The 16476-nt window shown below is 56.7% G+C and carries 11 protein-coding genes and 6 pseudogenes; 7 read left to right on the top strand and 10 right to left on the bottom strand.

The window, feature by feature from the left end; genetic code table 11:
• Positions 1-650 precede the first annotated feature (650 nt).
• The 4 genes from NKI58_RS31280 to NKI58_RS31265 form a co-directional block, all read right to left on the bottom strand.
• A complete protein-coding gene (locus NKI58_RS31280) occupies positions 651-1421 on the bottom strand; it encodes an SDR family oxidoreductase (RefSeq protein WP_352854233.1) in 771 nt (256 codons plus the stop codon).
• Positions 1422-1563: 142 nt separating this feature from the next.
• Positions 1564-2433, bottom strand: coding sequence for a thioesterase family protein (locus tag NKI58_RS31275; protein WP_352854230.1), 870 nt, complete (start codon positions 2431-2433; stop codon positions 1564-1566).
• 107 nt (positions 2434-2540) lie between these two features.
• Positions 2541-3440 (bottom strand): 3-dehydrocarnitine:acetyl-CoA trimethylamine transferase BcoG, encoded by a 900-nt coding sequence (gene bcoG / locus NKI58_RS31270; protein WP_352854228.1) that lies wholly within the window; start codon positions 3438-3440, stop codon positions 2541-2543.
• 218 nt (positions 3441-3658) lie between these two features.
• Positions 3659-4834, bottom strand: a complete 1176-nt coding sequence (locus NKI58_RS31265) for an amidohydrolase (protein ID WP_352854238.1) — start codon at positions 4832-4834, stop codon at positions 3659-3661.
• Between the two features lie 246 nt (positions 4835-5080).
• Between NKI58_RS31265 and NKI58_RS31260 the strand changes: the two genes are divergently transcribed.
• The 3 genes and pseudogenes from NKI58_RS31260 to NKI58_RS31250 all read left to right on the top strand — a co-directional run bounded on the left by NKI58_RS31260 (position 5081) and on the right by NKI58_RS31250 (position 8041).
• Positions 5081-5536, top strand: a complete 456-nt coding sequence (locus tag NKI58_RS31260; protein WP_352854225.1) for an Lrp/AsnC family transcriptional regulator — start codon at positions 5081-5083, stop codon at positions 5534-5536.
• Between the two features lie 416 nt (positions 5537-5952).
• Entirely contained in the window at positions 5953-6819 is an 867-nt protein-coding gene (locus tag NKI58_RS31255; RefSeq protein ID WP_352854235.1) for an aminotransferase class IV, read from the top strand.
• Positions 6820-6881: 62 nt separating this feature from the next.
• Positions 6882-8041 (top strand): annotated as a pseudogene (locus tag NKI58_RS31250) (glycine C-acetyltransferase).
• A gap of 37 nt (positions 8042-8078) precedes the next feature.
• On the opposite strand, the gene NKI58_RS31245 reads toward NKI58_RS31250, so the two are convergent.
• The 3 genes and pseudogenes from NKI58_RS31245 to NKI58_RS31235 all read right to left on the bottom strand — a co-directional run bounded on the left by NKI58_RS31245 (position 8079) and on the right by NKI58_RS31235 (position 11146).
• Entirely contained in the window at positions 8079-9248 is a 1170-nt protein-coding gene (locus NKI58_RS31245; protein ID WP_352854223.1) for a M24 family metallopeptidase, read from the bottom strand.
• A 191-nt stretch (positions 9249-9439) separates the two neighbouring features.
• Positions 9440-9871: pseudogene (locus tag NKI58_RS31240) on the bottom strand (GlcG/HbpS family heme-binding protein).
• Between the two features lie 22 nt (positions 9872-9893).
• Positions 9894-11146 (bottom strand): annotated as a pseudogene (locus tag NKI58_RS31235) (D-amino acid dehydrogenase).
• A gap of 224 nt (positions 11147-11370) precedes the next feature.
• Here NKI58_RS31235 and NKI58_RS31230 point away from each other — a divergent pair.
• On the top strand, positions 11371-11694 hold the full coding sequence (locus NKI58_RS31230; RefSeq protein ID WP_352854220.1) for a hypothetical protein: 324 nt from the start codon (positions 11371-11373) through the stop codon (positions 11692-11694).
• Positions 11695-11778: 84 nt separating this feature from the next.
• The gene (locus NKI58_RS31225; protein ID WP_352854241.1) at positions 11779-12054 is read left to right on the top strand and encodes a hypothetical protein; all 276 of its coding nucleotides are present in this window, start codon (positions 11779-11781) and stop codon (positions 12052-12054) included.
• On the opposite strand, the pseudogene NKI58_RS31220 reads toward NKI58_RS31225, so the two are convergent.
• Positions 12016-12204: pseudogene (locus NKI58_RS31220) on the bottom strand (transposase); the annotation flags it as partial. The gene NKI58_RS31225 and the pseudogene NKI58_RS31220 sit on opposite strands and share 39 nt — an antisense overlap.
• 220 nt (positions 12205-12424) lie before the next feature.
• On the opposite strand from NKI58_RS31220, the pseudogene NKI58_RS31215 reads away from it, so the two are divergent.
• Positions 12425-13436, top strand: a pseudogene (locus NKI58_RS31215) (IS110 family RNA-guided transposase).
• A gap of 287 nt (positions 13437-13723) precedes the next feature.
• Here the strand turns inward: NKI58_RS31215 and NKI58_RS31210 are convergent.
• Positions 13724-13990, bottom strand: a pseudogene (locus NKI58_RS31210) (ATP-binding protein); the annotation flags it as partial.
• A 1290-nt stretch (positions 13991-15280) separates the two neighbouring features.
• Here NKI58_RS31210 and NKI58_RS31205 point away from each other — a divergent pair.
• Positions 15281-15769, top strand: a complete 489-nt coding sequence (locus tag NKI58_RS31205) for a GNAT family N-acetyltransferase (RefSeq protein ID WP_352854218.1) — start codon at positions 15281-15283, stop codon at positions 15767-15769.
• Between the two features lie 135 nt (positions 15770-15904).
• On the opposite strand, the gene NKI58_RS31200 is transcribed toward NKI58_RS31205, so the two are convergent.
• A complete protein-coding gene (locus NKI58_RS31200) occupies positions 15905-16381 on the bottom strand; it encodes an Lrp/AsnC family transcriptional regulator (protein WP_352854217.1) in 477 nt (158 codons plus the stop codon).
• Positions 16382-16476 lie beyond the last annotated feature (95 nt).

The following is a 16476-nucleotide window of genomic DNA, read 5'->3' as shown; positions in this document are numbered from 1 at the left end:
TGAACCCAGATGCGGATCAGGTTACGCGGCAGTTCGTGCCGCTTGGCGAGACCATGCAGCGTCTCGCCGGACAGGAACTCCTGCATTACCTGACGTTTGAACTCGATGCTGTGCGTGCGATAAGTCGCCATGGGCTTCCATCCTTCGAAAGCCCGGCTTCCAAGTCAATTCTGCTTGTTCATCCTGTCCGGTCCGAGGGGCGCACTCCATTATGGGGTCAATTTTGCACGCCGATTCACATTCCTGTGGACTATCAGCCACCAGGTCGAACCGGTCAACTGAAATGCAGCCCGCTTCTTCACCGAAGATCAGGATCCAGGCAAGCGTCCCCTTGGCGCGGGCGCCGCCGGATTGAGGGCTCTGCCCGCGTCGGATCTCCCAGCGGAAAAACCGGGCAGCACGGCGACGGGATGTGGCCACGGTGGGGAACTCCCGTGCTAAGTATGTGGCTGGGCATCAGCCCAACGCCGGTATATAGCCCAGGACGGATTACGGATGTGCGGTAACCAACCCGTATAAGAGCTGGATCAACCGTCGTCTAAGGCCCATCCCGTCTCCGTGCTGCCCTCATCAATGGCCAACAAAAAACCTGTGGCAAAAGGCATAGGGCCAAAAAGGTCATCCATCGTTCTTGACCACGGTCATAAGAGTTAGTTGCCGATATGAAAAGTCTCGGTGTGGCCATCGACGGCGATGGTTTGGCCGCTCACCATCCGGGACGCGGGTGAGCCGAGGAAAACGCACATATCCGCTATCTCTTCCGGTTTCACGAAGCGCTTGATTGACTGTGACTGGACATATTCGCTGTGAACAACGTCGATCGACACATTGCGGCTTTCAGCTTCAGCCTTCGCCACGCGATCCATGCGCACGCCCTCAACCGAGCCCGGGCATACGGCATTGGCGCGAACACCATAGGGACCGAGCTCTATTGCCAGAGACTTTGTAAAGCCGATCACCGCCCATTTCGCGGCAGCATAAGGAGTCCGCAGGCCATAACCGTAGAGGCCGGCGGTCGACGAAATATTGATGATGCTGCCGGACCTCTGGCCCTTCATGACGGGCGCTGCGCGCTTGACACATAGAAACTGGGCATCGAGACAGATGCTCAAGCATTTCTGCCAATCGTCGAGCCGAAGCTCTTCCACGTAGCCGGTCGGGCCCTTCGTTCCAGCGTTGTTAATCAAAACATCAAGACCGCCCAGGTCATTCAGCGCATCATCGAACCAGCGGTTTACGTCATCCTCGTTTGATACATCCACCTGTGATGTGACGATGCCTGGATGTATCTCGCCGACCCGTTTCAGGGCTTCCTGGTCGACATCGCAAATATGCACGCTTGCGCCGCTGTCGAAAAAAGACTTTGCAACGGCCCAACCAATGCCGGACCCGCCTGCCGTAATCATTACGCGCTGAACCAATTTCATCTCCGTTAGCGTTGTCTATTGTGATTTAGCGGTGCAGTTCGACTGCCGATGACCTTGTGGGTTATAGTCTCAAAGTTCGGTGCGTGACACCTCCGCTTCGCTATAACCCAGACCTTCTCATTAGCCAATGCCCGGACTATTGTGCGCGGGCTGGCTTCTCGCCGACGAATCGTCCTTTGCCCTCAGGAGCCGGGAGGTCAGCATGGGCCCCAATAAATGGTATGAGCCGCGACAGGATCTCCGCCGGCGGCGTGACGGAGCGGCCTTCCTTCGACGAAACATGCAGCATCAGATGCTCGCACGTCGCCAAAACGTTATCGTCGGAAGCCCTATACAACGACATAAAGGTGTGGATTTTCTTCCCGTCGGAAGGCAGGAATTGCGCCTTAATATAGAGCGCGTCCCCGAGCTTTGCCTCGGCCAGTAGCCGGACATGGCCCTCTACCGTGTAATAGCTGCGGCCAGCTTTAACATAGGCCATGTCGACGCCGATCAACCTTAGGATGACATCGGAAGCGTCGGCGAAGCATTGTGAGTAACGGTATTCAGTCATATGGCCGTTATAGTCGACCCAGGCAGGGGCAACTTTCACTTCAAATAGCTTCAATGTCGCGGGGCTAGGACTGGCCTGAGGAGGTCTCGCAACGCTCCAGAGGTGTTTCTCGAAGTCGGCCAGTAACTTGCCTGCACCCCAGCCACGTCCCTCATCACCAACCTTAAGCGCCTGCAAGATTCCGACGAGGTTCTGGTGCCGAATGCGTTCAAGTTGCCGTATGCTATGCCGCTCGGACTGAGCATCGGATTGCGAAGCGATTTTTTCAACAAGCTGATCGTCAAGATTGACGACGTCGGTTAGCTTGGATAACGGCCAGGAAAGGCATTCACGTCGAGCTTCGGGATGGGGATCATAGACCTTGACGTCGATACCGGCCAGACAAAAGCGGGCAATCCAGCCGCCGCCTATGACGCCACCGCCTACGCAAGCGGCCTTCCTAATTTGGACCATTGAACGGTATCCTTCCGAGGTTAAGTCTTCGAAACGCAGCAGGCCGGTGGTCCCTCGTGCGCCGATTATCTGCCGTGAAATAATATTCAGAACGTTGTGAGTACTAATCAGCGCTTCGTGAGTTTTAATTTACGACGAACTTCTTCGGGACCGATGATCCGGGCGCCCATGTTTTCAGCGACATTGACGGCCTTCTCTACCAGCTGACCGTTCGTAGCGAACTGACCCTTTGCGGCGTACAGATTATCCTCGAGGCCCACACGGACATTGCCACCGGCCAAAACGGCGGCTGCCGGATAGGCCATCGCGTCGCGGCCGATAGAAAAAGCGGAAAAAGTCCAGTTGGAAGGCATGCTATTCACCATTGCTGCAAAGGTGAGCAGGTCATTCGGTGCGCCCCAAGGCACCCCCATGCAAAGTTGAACCAAAACAGGATCTTCAATGAGGTCCTCTTTAACAAGTTGCTTAGCAAACCACAGATGTCCTGTATCGAATACCTCAATCTCAGGACGAACCCCGAAATCAGTCATCATCTTAGACAGAGCGCGAAGTGTCGCCGGTGAGTTCGTCATAATAGTGTCGCCGGCTTTGAAATTCATCGTGCCGCAGTCCAGCGTACAAATTTCTGGAGCGCACTCAAGGATATGGGCAAATCTTTCCGTTACACCTAGAAGTTCGCTTCTTGGATCCAGGGGCAGCGGTTTCTCCGCGCTTCCAAGTATAAGATCCCCACCCATACCGGCCGTAATATTTAAAACTACGTCGGTATCTGACTGTCGAATTCGGTCGGTTACCTCTTTATACAGATCGTGTCTGTTGGAGGGGGCTCCGGTCTCGGGATCACGAACATGAATGTGGACAACTGCAGCCCCCGCCTTGGCGGCTTCGACGGCCGCGGCTGCAATCTCTTTAGGTGAACGGGGTACGTTGCGGGACGTTGATGCGGTATCCGCTGCACCAGTCACAGCGCATGTGATAAAAACCTCGCGGTTGATGGATAGGGGCATTAAGTTCTCCTCAAATGAACGTGGACGCACCGCGGCAGCCAATGCCTTTCACCGCGCACAGACAGAATTTCAAAATGTGGGACGAGCACTGCTCTTGGCAAAGATGCGACCGCCCGTTCTTGGGCATCATGAAACACTCGTTAGATGCTATTCCGCCAAAAATGCCGGATGCGTGAAACGTCTAAAACGCAAATCCGAGGTATTTGAAATGTCGCGGGCTAGTCCGAGCCAGTCCCAAGTGCGGCCTCGACGACGTTTGCCCAGTAGGCCACTCCGTATGGGATTGCTGCATCGTCAAAGTCGTAAGCGGCATTGTGCAAAGCGGCCGACGGGCCATTGCCGATGAAAATGAGTGCTCCCGGGCGCGCCTGCAACATGTAAGCGAAATCCTCTGCACCCATGACCGGCCGCAACTTCTCGTCTAGCGCTGCCGCACGGGTGCCGCCCGCCGCACGAACGGCAAGAGCAGTCGCGGCGATATCGTTCACGGTGGCTGGAACCGATCGGCGGTAGTGGCAAGAAATATCGCCGCCGAAGGCTTGTGCGATTTTCCGCGTAGTCGTCTCCAGCTGGGTCTGGGCGAAGTCGCGCAGGGCGGGTGCCAAAGCGCGGACTGTTCCTGCCAGTTCGACTTCGTCGGCAATCACATTGTAAGCATTCGAGGCGCGGAGTTTCGTGACGGATATTACCAGAGACTCGACTGGATCGGTGCTGCGCGACACCAACGCCTGCAGGCCAATAATAACCTGAGCTGCGATTACGACCGGATCAACCGTCAAGTGCGGTGCTGCAGCGTGGCCGCCGCGACCCTTTACAACGATGTCAAAATCATCCTGGGAGGCCATCATCGGGCCTGGGCAAATGGCGAACTTACCTACATCGATCCCTGGCCAGTTGTGCATCCCGAAGACCTGGGAGATGCCAAAACGGTCCAAAAAGCCGTCCTCGACCATCTTGAGCCCGCCGGATGGCAATTCGACCTCCTCTGCGGGCTGGAAGATGAGCGCGACCGCGCCCCTGAAATTCCGTCTCCCAGCAAGGTACTTTCCAGCACCAAGCAGCATTGCCGTATGGCCGTCGTGACCGCAGGCGTGCATCTTCCCGGGGGTCTTCGACGCCCAATCCTTTCCCGTCGCTTCATGGATCGGCAAAGCGTCCATATCTGCACGTAGGCCAATGGTCGGCCCTTCGCCGCGTTCGCCCTGGATGAGAGCGACTATGCCGGTGCCGGCTATCCCCGTTTCGATGTGGTTGATTCCAAACGAGGCCAGCTTGTCCGCAACAAACCGTGCGGTCTTGTGCACGGCAAAGTCGAGCTCAGGGTTTTGATGAAGATGCCGTCGCCAGGCTGTGACCTCGTCGGCGAGGTGATGGAATTTCTCGACTGGGTACATGCTGACTCCTTTCTTGACGCATGGCGGCCGTCGGAGGGCCATGGGGGTATGCGCGCAGAATGTGCCGCAAGCGTTTGAAATAGTTTGGGCAAAACTTGCCATCAGGTGAAAGAAACGGGCGCGTATCCGCGACGATTGCAATAATAGCACCTTTTGAATGGGGTAGCGTTTCATTGAGCGTCCGATCTTGCAACGGGCGTTTCGGATCGCTAAAGCCTCATCGTGGTTTCGCCTCAGGGTATTGGGATGATAGATGACCTTGACCGGCGGATACTCGGCGCCCTTCAAAAGAACAACAGATTGTCGTTCGCCGATCTTGCGGATCTGGTGGGTTCGTCTGCTGCCTCATGCATGCGCCGCGTCAATAAGTTGCGTGCCGACGGCGTTATCACCGCTGATATCTCCCTAGTCGACCCCAAAGCGCTCGGGAAGTCGCTAACCGTGGTCGTAACGGTGGAGCTCGATCGCGAGCGTTTGGATCTTGTCGATGACTTCAAGCGAGCGATGAGGGCGGCGAAAGAAGTCACTCAATGCTATATGGTGACAGGCGATGCCGACTTCGTTCTTATTGTAGCCGTGGAGGACGTCGAGGCATTTGACGTTTTTGTAAAGACCAAACTCTACACAAATCCCAATGTCCGCAAGTTCAAGAGCATGATTACGCTGGACCGCGTGAAGTTTGAGCCCCGGGTGCTAGTGTAGCCCTTTTAAGGCTGAACGTTTGCGCCACTCCCGTCCCGTTTTTGAAGCGTGCATTGCGGCCGGGAAGCCACTTTGATCGCAATCGGTGCATCGAAGTCTGCAATTTAATTGCGTCGCCGGATGACCGGCGGTCGGTCACAAAAGGGCCTATGGCCCGCTCAAGCGGTAATCATCGCGCTGACGACATTTGGCACGCGCGGCGTGCTGGCGGTCCGAGGTGCGCCAACATTCGAAATGCTGAGATGGAGCCGCTGGGCGGTTTCGCGGCGGCAAATCGTGACTGGGTGTGCGGAGCGCCTGGATTGCAAGATTTGGAGGACTCAGGAATGACACTTGCAGCCGAACCTGCAAAGGCTCTCCCAGCCATAGAACAACGTCACCGGGATCAACGACAGTATCCTCACGGCGTAGCCTTCATGGATGGTCAGTACCTGCCGATGTCCGAAGCCAAGGTGTCCGTTCTGGACTGGGGCTTTCTGCATTCCGATGCCACCTACGATACCGTTCATGTATGGAACGGGAGGTTTTTCAGGCTGGACCTGCACCTGGACCGGTTCTTCCGCGGGATGGAAAAGCTCCGCATGAAGCTTCCCTACAACCGGAGTGAGATCGAAAAGATCCTGTCGACCTGTGTGGCGCTATCCGGGAACAAGTCGGCGTATGTCGAGGTGATCTGCACGCGAGGAAGCTCGCCCACCTTTAGTCGTGACCCGCGCCAGTCGGAGAATAGGTTCATCGCATTCGCGGTGCCTTTCGGGTCGGTCGCCAACAAGGAGCAACTTGAGCGCGGCCTGCATGTCGCCATCAGCAACACCGTCCGAATCCCGCCCAAATCGATCGATCCCACCATCAAGAACTATCACTGGCTCGATCTGGTGAAGGGACTGTTCGATGCGTACGACTACGGTGCCGAAACTGCATTGATCGTCGACATCAACGACAACATTGCCGAAGGGCCCGGCTTCAACGTTTTCACCGTCAAAGGCGGCCGGTTGAAGACACCGGCTTATGGCGTCCTTGCAGGCATTACCCGGCAGACCGTATTTGATCTATGCGGCGAATTGGGCCTCTCCGTCACCGCCGGCGACATTGATCGCGAAGAGCTGAAGGGCGCCGATGAGGTTTTCATCACGTCTACAGCGGGCGGAATCATGCCGGTGTTCAAGATTGACGAGACCGTTGTAGGCGACGGCAAGGTTGGCGCTCTGACTCGCCAGCTGACAGATCTGTATTGGCAGAAGCATGCCGATCCGGCATGGTCGACCGCGGTAAATTACGCGTAGTCCCGCGATATATTGTCGAGAGATCCTCGCCAGTGCGGGGGCATGGTGCCGTGAGTCTGCCGATGACCGACGCTTTCATTTCTCATCTCTCAAACGAACTCTACAAATCCGAGCGGGTGATCACCTCGACCCAGTCGGCGCAGATCGAGGTCGGCGGGCAGAAGGTGCTTAATTTCTGCGCCAACAACTATCTCGGTCTCGCCGACAGTGCTGAGCTGTGCGAGGCCGCCAAACAGGCGCTCGATCGCTACGGGTACGGCATCGCCTCGGTACGTTTCATTTGCGGCACGCAGGAGGAACACAAATAGCTCGAGGCGACGATCTCCTCCTTCCTCGGCTTGGAAGATACCACTCTCTACGGCTCCTGCTTCGACGCCAACGGCGGCCTGTTCGAAACGATGCTCGGCGAGGAAGACGCGATTATCTCGGATGCGCTGAACCACGCCTCGATCATCGATGGTGTCCGGCTGTCGAAGGCAAAACGCTTCCGATACGCCAACAACGACATGGCCGATCTCGAAGCGCGACTGAAGGAGACGAATGATTGTCGCTTCCGGCTGATTGCCACCGACGGGGTCTTTTCGATGGACGGCATCATCGCCAACCTGAAAGGTGTGTGTGATATTGCCGAAAAATACGATGCCATGGTGATGGTCGACGACAGCCATGCTGTCGGCTTCGTCGGCAGGAACGGTCGCGGTTCGGCCGAACATTGCGGTGTCGAGGGTCGGGTGGACATCATCACCGGCACGCTCGGCAAGGCGTTGGGCGGCGCGTCGGGTGGCTATACTTCGGGCAAAAGCCAAGTGGTCGACTGGCTGCGTCAGCGCTTACGGCGCTTATCTGTTCTCCAACACACTGATGCCGGCGATCGCCGGCGCTTCGATCAAGGTGTTCGAACTGATCCGCCATGGCGACGCCTTGCGCGAGCGCCTCTTTACCAATGCGGCGCGCTTCCGGTCAGAAATTGGCAAGCTTGGCTTCATGCTGGCAGGCGCCGACCAACCGCTCATTCCGGTGATGCTGGGCGAAGCGACGCTGGCGCAGGAAATGGCGGCGCGCATGCTGAAGCGCGACATCTATGTCATTGGCTTTCTTCCCGGTGGTGCCGAAAGGCCAGGCGCGCATCCGCACGCAGATGTCGGCGGCGCATTCCACTGCGGACATTGACCGAGCGGTTGAGGCGTTTGCGGAGATAGCAAGGGAACTCTCGATCATATGACCTGCGGTCTCTAACTACGTCGCCGCCAATAACCCTATCAGCGTATCTGCGCTAGCTGCTTCGGAGCCCGAACTGTGAGCAGTTGGGCCTTTCCTTCAGTGACCACGACTGTCTCCTCGTGCAGGACGATTTTACCGGGCTCGTACTCCAAGGCAGGCTCAATGCAGAGCACCATGCCAGACTGCAACATCGTATTGTCTTCCAGTCGAATTGACGGCGGTTCGGTCAGCCGCAACCCAAGGCCATGCCCCATGCGCCCGTTGCTGTTGAGATCCGCGCCACCCGACGAAAGCGCCTTGGCCATCTGTTCAAAGACAAATCCGGCCGTAACCCCTGCTGTTGCCGCCTGAAGCCCAATCTCGAGCGCTTCCCACACCTTCTCTTGAGCGTACCGTAGGGCATCTGTAGCCCTGCCAACCTGGTAGTTGCGATCGTAGTCGCAGAAATACCCGTCAAAGGTCGTACCGGTGTCGATGAAGAGCAGGTCGCCATCAGCTATCGGCCGGTCCCTTGGCCCGCCTGTAATCTCGAAAGGCCCGCCGACGTCGGATCTGCAAATGAGAGTCGGAATAGCGCCAGCGCCGCCCGTATTGAGACGACCGCGGAATTCCCGAAGGATTGTACGTTCAGTATCGCCGATTTTAACGAAATCGGGCACTTGGGCGTACACGGCACCCGCGATGTCGATAGCCTTTTTGATCTTACTGACCTCGGCCGCACTCTTGATCATGCGGAGCTGCCAAATGAGGCTTGCGCCATCAACAATCTCGACGCTTTTCAGATCACCCATGATCGCATTCAATTGCGTTACCGGCATTCCCAGTCGCAGTTCGAAACCAAGCTCAGCCCCGACCCGTCCGTGTCGCCGGGGCAAGTCTGATATCGCAGCGACAATGAGAGATGTGCCTTCATCCTCGGGCCGAGGCGAAGGCCAGGATCTGATTTCCTTGATCCACGTCTTCTCGATGATAGCCCTTCCGATCTCCGGGATGATCGCAAGGGGAGCTCCGGCTGCAGGCACTAACACGAACCAAGGTCGGGTGTAGCTCTCCCAGAACGTGGAATCGAGACCGATGAAATACCGGATATTGTCCATTGAAGTGAGCAACAAGCCGTCTAGGCGATGTTGACCCATTAACCGCTGAGCCCGCGCGACACGCTCTTCGAACTCAGTCGGTGCAAAGCCGTAGGAGGCTTCCTGATCCATTCTGTAACCCTGTTTGTCCGGACGGTTTCAGCCGTGGCAGCTGCATCTAGCCGCCATCCTAAAGGCGCCCGGTGCTCGAAACATCTCAAAATCACGCCGGCGGCACAGGCGCTATTTCAAATGTGCCTGATCGGCCGGCAGATTTGCGTCTCTCGCCCGACGAACTCGAGGCGCTTCGGTGGTAGCCTCGGTCAGGCCGCCTGAGCATTCAAACCGCCAATCTCGATCGCCTCCACGGCCACTGCTTCATCGTTGTCAGATGTATCTCCGGTAATCCCTACCGCACCAAGCAACCGACCGGCCTGATCTCGTACCAGGACGCCCGCCGGGGATCGGAACAATCTTGCCGCCTGATATAGCGGTCGGGCCGGCTACAAAGTGAGGGCGGTCGCCTAATGCTTTGTCGAGCCAGCGTGAACTGAAACCGACGGCCAAAGCACCGTAAGCCTTGCCGAATGCAATTTCAAAGCGGAGCATCGAAGCCCCGCCCTGCTTCTGGAACGCGACCAGGTGGCCGCCAGCATCCAGAACCGCGATGCTCAACGGCTTGAGACCCTTTCCGCTTGCTGTGGAGCACGCCTTATTAATGATGGAGTTGCGACTTCCAATGTCAGTTTGGTCATATTCAAGTTTGCCTTGAGCTTGCTAGGAGGGACGTCTTCTATGCGGCAAACGAGCATCGACCGGAAGATCCGTAGCCACAACCGTGGCTAGCATCGCCGATGTTGCGGCAGAAAGTGTTCATCCTAGATGCCCGTGACCCGTATTGTAGAAGACACCCGGAACCCGGCTTTTGCCGACCCGTGGCATCATGTTCGGCATCATCGGCCGAAGCCCTGCCCACGGCACAACGTGTTCAGTTGCCACTTTCGGGAACATCATCCGCGTCCAGTCGACCAAAGGTCTGATGCGATCTTCACGGATGTCGAAATTGACGCCGTTGAACTCTGCGGCCCCTGCCACGCGCAGACGCGCTGCGCCAAGTCGGCTGGTCACAATTTTAGCGCGGTCGTCCAGAATGCTTACCCAAGGGGCCGAGGAATCTGCGGTAGACCCCTCTAAATCCACCGTAATTGAATAGCCCTTCACCGGATAAATGTTGATGCGGTCCCCGAACATCGCAGCAATATCACGGCTATTTGTTCCCGCACACACGACAATGCCGTCAGCTTCCAGGGTCTGATCGGCGGCACCCATTTTGCAAACGAGGTTAAAACGATCCCGGCGTTCAATCCGGGCAACGGCAGCGTCATAGTTAAATTGAGCGCCAAGCTTTGTGCAGGCCCTCTCCAAGCCCGCGCAATACTTGTGAATGTCGCCGGTAGAATCCGACGGGGTGTAAAAGCCTCCATAAAAATTTCCATGTAGGGCAGGTTCAATACCGGCAAATTCGCTGAGCGTAACTGATCGCCGGTCCAGGCCACCCTCGTTCAGCATCTCATTCACCTTCAACGCATGGTCGAAACCAACTTTGTCCCAATAAACATGCAGGATCCCCCGACGGACGTGATCAAAGTATCCCTTCACGGTCGGCGATCTCGAAGAGGTGTTTTCGGGCCGCGATAGCCAGGCGGGTCGTTTCAATCGTGTTCTCGCAATATCGCGAGATATTGGACACGAATTCCAGCAGTCAGCTGTACTTGTGCCAGGACGGAGTAGGGTTCATGAGGAGCGGGGCATCCCGCCGAAGCATCCACTTGATTCGTTTGAGGACGGTTGACCAGTGATTCCAGACTTCGGCATTGCTTGCGGATAGCTGGCCGCCGTTGGCAAATGACGTTTCCATCGCGGCATAGCGTCGCCGCTCAACAACAGTCACATCGTAGCCCTTGCTCCAGCAATGCATAGGCTGTCGACACACCGACAATTCCGGCGCCAATTACAACAATTTTAGGCATTTTAATCTCCGAACAGTGCAATGGGCGCGAGGATGGCCCGCAGCGAATCCCCAAATCTGTTCGGGTACCTGAGAGCTTAACCGGGACTTACCGGCTTTCCCCTTCGGTGGACGCTCGAGGCGGGCTCTTCTGCGGGTCGAGCCGGGAGCGATGAGCGATTACCGCGGCCGTCAAGGCCGAAGCACAAACGGGCCAGTCGCCGCGATCAGGTTCGTGATGCGCTGGTGCGCGATCTCGAGGCGGCACGCTACAGCGCCGATCGGGCGTTCCGGCAATACGACGCCATCGATCCGCAGAACCGGCTGGTCGCGGCGGAACTGGAGTTGCGATGGAACCGGGCGCTTGCGCGAGTCGGCGAGAAAGACAGCAGGATTGCCGCGCATGATGGCTCGACATTGGAACCGTCACTTCTATCGCCAATACACGTCGCCGCCCTCGCCGCCGATCTCAAGGCTGTTTGGTCGGGCGCCGAGAACCGACGCAAGGCTCAAGAAGAGCATCGTGCGCATCCACGAGGTGGTCCGCCGGTATCGATGAAGAAGCCTTAGAAATCGTTCTCCTGATCCATTGGATTGGCGGCGTCCACACCGAACGTCGCCTGCCGAGGCGGCGGCGCGGACAGCGCAACAGCAGTGCGGGCCGACATCCTGGCCACCGACCGGCAACTGGTTCTCATCGCCAATGATGATCTGATTGCCGGCATCCTCAACCGAAACGGCCTGTTGACCGGCCACGGCAGTCGCTGGAAACGGGAGCGGGTCACTGCGCTCAGGTCACATCACAAGATTCCGGTATTCCGTCCGGCGCCAGACGGGAACGGGCCGTGGCTTAATCTGAACAGGTGGCGCGCCTTCTCGGTCGGCGACGTTGTTCTCATCCTCGAGCTGACGCATGCGCTTGAGCTCTGACGGCGACAGACCTTCATACCGCCTCTTCCAGTTATAGAACGTCGCTTCCGAGATGCCGACCTGGCGACACACCTCAGCAACCGGCATCCCTTCCTTCTTTTTGCGCAGGATGAACGCAATCTGCGCCTCCGAGAACTTTGACCTCTTCACGGAATCCTCCTTCTCCCGGACCCGGATCACAAGTGGAAAATTCCAGCTCTGAACGGTCCGAAAAATGGGAGGCACGTCAAGGACAATAAGGCCAATTTGTTGATTTCGCTGAGAGCTGACCCGATTCCGCTGAGAAGTGATGGAGTGGATGCCCTCCCGACGGCCTCGTTATGTGCCAAAGTGATGTTTGTCGGAACGTCACTCAGAGGAGAGAGCATCCATGAAGGAAGTTAGCATCGTCGGGCTGGACCTTGCAAAGCGGGTTTTTCAAGCTCATGGAGCCGGCGCCGACGGCGGTGTCGCGTTCCGCAGGAAGCTGCCCCGCGGTCAAGTCCTGGTCTTCTTTACGGGGCTGACAAGGTGCGTTGTTGGCATGGAAGCATGCGCGACGGCGCATTATTGGGCTCGGGAGATCGGAAAACTCAGCCATGAAGTTGGCTTGTTACCGCCCGCTTATGTGAACCGGTAGAAGAACAATGCGGCAGACGCCGAAGCGATCGCAGAAGCCGCCAGCCGGCCCTCGATGCGGTTCGTCCTGCCGAAGGCCGAAAGCCAGCAGGCCCGCTCGATGATCTTCCGGACGTGATCTCTTCGTGCGCCAAAGAACGCACTTATCAACGCCGTCCGGGCGCATTTGGCCGAGCATGGGTTCATTGCGCCACAGGGCATTGCCAACCTGGCCGCGCTGACAGATCTCATCGAAGACACCAATATTGGTCTCGAACTTATCGTCGTAAAAACCGCGCGGCTTTAATCTTGACCAGATCGACATGCTCCCCTCTCGTATCGCCAGTTTGGAGAAGACGCTCAAGTCAGAAGCTAAACGATCGGAGAGCACAGCCCGGCTAATGTCTACCTGGAATGGGGCCGATCACAGCCATGGCAATTGAGGCCTTTGCGCCCACCATGACGACTTCCCGAAAAGGCGTGACTTTGCAGCCTGGCTCGCACTGGTGCCTAAACAGCATTCGAGTGGTGGAAAGCAGGTGCTCGGCCGAACCTCGAAGATGGGCCAGCGCGACATCCGGCGGCTTCTGATCATCGGCGCCATGACCGTGGTCCGATGGGCATGTCGCAAGGCGCCGTCCGAGACCTCATGGCTGGCACGTATGTTAATGCGCAAGCCGCGCATGCTCTTTGCGATTGCCCTTGCCAACAAAATGGGACGCTCGATCTGGGCGATGATGACGAAGAACGAAGATTACAGAGTTTCCGGTCTAGCTGCCGCATAACCAAAGCAGCAGCAAGACGGAACGGCGGCGTGTGAGGAGGTCAACGAAGGGTAAGGACAAAGATCGGTGAGAGGGGGTCTGGGAATGCATCCGGGTCAAAGAGCCTTGAGCTCGCAGAAGTGATTTGCACCAGGTCCCGTAGCTCCATACCGGCCAGCGCTCAAAATCGAGTCGCAAGAAAGGCCTAATACATGACCGCACCCGATCACACGTTCGAGCCGTTCGAAGAAAGCCTTGCATGAACGGGGGCATCCATACATGACCCGCCTTCTTTTATGTTTCGGATCTCAGGTTTTGGTCAAGGTGGGTGCTTTCTCCTTCTATGTGGCAGTGGCCTGGGGCCGAACTGTCTTTGAAGCGGAAGCTGTCGTTTCCGGTTTCCAAGTATGGCAGTGATGGGTGAGCCGGTCGAGCAGCGCCGTTCCCGAAGACGGTGGCCCATTCGCTGAAGCTTAGATTGGTGGTGATGACGACGCTGGTGCGCTCCTAGAGCGTGCTCAGCAGATGGAACTCAGCGCACCGCCTGATGCGCTGAAGGGCAGGCAGGCGCGTTCGACGAGCAGGTCATAGTTCGTAGTGGCAATCGCGCGCCAACTGAAGCTGCTGAGGAGCCGTGCGCCATGCCATCAACCTGGTCGAGTATGGCTTGGCCGAGAACAACGCCCGAGAAAGTGGGCTTGGCATCTGGTCGGCCGATTTAGAAAGCCGCATCTCTACCGGCGCGCCAAAAGATCCGCGGTACCTTGACCTCTCATATCCAAAACGGTGACACGAATTGTCAGGAGCCGTGAAGCAATTTGCTTCTTGAATCTCGCGAAAAACAGCACGATGCGTTACCTTGCCGCAAAAGGTGAATAAATTGGGACCACCTATCTATCGCCGCGCTTCAGGCCAACAGCGAACCGGTGAGACATAGCCAATGGTGTTCATCTCTCACCCCTCCAAGGCTGTTGCTTTTGACGCTCGTTCGCACGTGGACGCGGTCTGCGCAAATCCGGCGTCCGCAAAAATGTCCTCGCCTGCGGCTTCCTCGCGAAGCAAATGTTTCCGGTCGCCGGTCTCCTCCGCTGTGCTTCGGCCTGTGGTGCGCACCGCTTTTCGCCGTGCCCGGGACAAGCCATAGACGCGTTTCAGGCAGGAGATGCAGGCCTGGTACCAGCGCAGAAGTTGCGCAGCTTGCGATAGATCCAGCGGCTCCATTGGCAGTAGACGCTCGCTATCGGCTCAGTTGCCCGCTTCGATAACGATAACGATAACGATAACGATAACGATAACGATAACGATTACTATAACTATAATAACTATAACGAGATCGAGAATCTGTCCGCTGCGGCCGGTGGTCAGATTGATCCTATGCCGACGTCCGGCTGCGGCTTCCAGGATCGCGGAGTATGGTGCGACCCATCCGGGACGGAGCACCGGGAGCGCGAAGTTGCGGGCAGGCCGATCCCACGCGATGAACCGCGAGCGCGAATCCGCGGTTGTCGTGTCGCGCGCCGCCCCCATCGTTTCGCTCTGACAGGTAGGCGCTTATGTGAAGCGTGATTGGAATGAACATCCCCAAGACTGAGGCCGCCATCCTTGGAAACGCGGAGCTGCGCTACCTGTATCGCGTTTGTCGCGTCCGCGACACGGTGTTCGATGTTCGTCCTCCAACTTCACTCTCATGCTCTTGAACCATAGCCCTTAAATACCCTTCGAAGTTATTTCCGCTCAGGTGGCACGACTTTTGCTCCCATCCCTTTGGAGTCGGAAGGAGCTGCCCACCTCAGGTGGCCGGTGAGTCAATTCATTCGTGCTTCATCAGAGGCTATAACTGCCGCCGATAGGGAGATCTAGATAGCATGCATGCGACGCTGAACACTTTATCTCATTTTGATCGAGCTCGCGTCGCCCATCTCGAGCTCGAGCCCGAGCAAGAACAGTTTGTCGACCCGTTGGATTTGGTGTTCTTAGAGCTTCAAGGTAACGCTCGCCCCGACGTGGAGCACCCATTTTCAATCGTTGTCCGCCATCAGATCGTCGGCTTCTTTGTCCTGCGCGAAAAAGCGGCCTTGCCTAAATGGGCCCCGCGAGGAGTCATTACCTTGCACAGCTTGCGCGTGGGCCGAGATTACCAAGGTAACGGATATGGCAAAGCGGCGACTGGACTTGCCTCTCAATGGATTTCGAAAAACCGCCCATCTGTCAGCCGTCTGATGCTTACCGTTGACGAAGATAACGCAATGGCTAGACATATTTATCTAAAGTCCGGGTTTTTGGACACGGGCGCTACTTACTTCGATAAGTTCGGCTTGCAAAATGTTCTTGAGCGTGAGATAAATTGCGTCTGAACTTGTGACTATTGTGTTTCCTTTGCCGACGTCTGCCTGATCATCGCAGCGTTAACCCGTTCACACTCTCCAGCTGACCCAGTACCCCTGAGCGTGAAGCGGCGAAGCTGAAGTCGAGGTGCGGAATAGCGATGGCTAAAGCGGGATTGGGCCAGCGGACTTAACCTTTTCCATCATGACGCAAGTTCGGAAGCACTTCACATTTCCTTCCTCGAAAAATAATTCTCGCGTAAGAGAGGTATACTCATCCATGCCTCTGATATTAATTATGAGGACGAAGTCCGCCTCTCCAGTAACGTGGTAGCATTGCTGCACCTGAGGGCAGTTCATGAACCGTCTTTTCATCCAGTCGAGCAGTTCCAGTTTTCCGTTTTTAGCGGTCACCTCGACGAAGACCGTCTGAGGATGTCCTACCGCTCTCTGGTTTAAGATGGAGATGTCCTTACTGATTATCCCGGTGGAACGAAGCCGTTTTAGGCGTCTCGCTACCGCCGCTGCCGAGAGGCCAACGCGGTCCGAAATTTCGCGCTGCTGCATGAGGTTGTCGAACTGCATTAATTGCAGGATTTTTATGTCGAAATCGTCGAGTCGCGTTTTGCCAGCCTGCGTCATGTAGGCATTCTCCTGAGTACGTGGCTCTCACTGCAAATTCTGCGCCATGATAGAGTCGCGTCGGAACGTCTGGAGGGTAAGGAGCCTCGAATTTG

The organism is Mesorhizobium sp. M0522, from assembly GCF_040321085.1.
In the GTDB taxonomy this organism is placed as follows: Bacteria; Pseudomonadota; Alphaproteobacteria; order Rhizobiales; family Rhizobiaceae; genus Mesorhizobium.
This window is presented reverse-complemented; position numbering and strand designations above follow the sequence as displayed.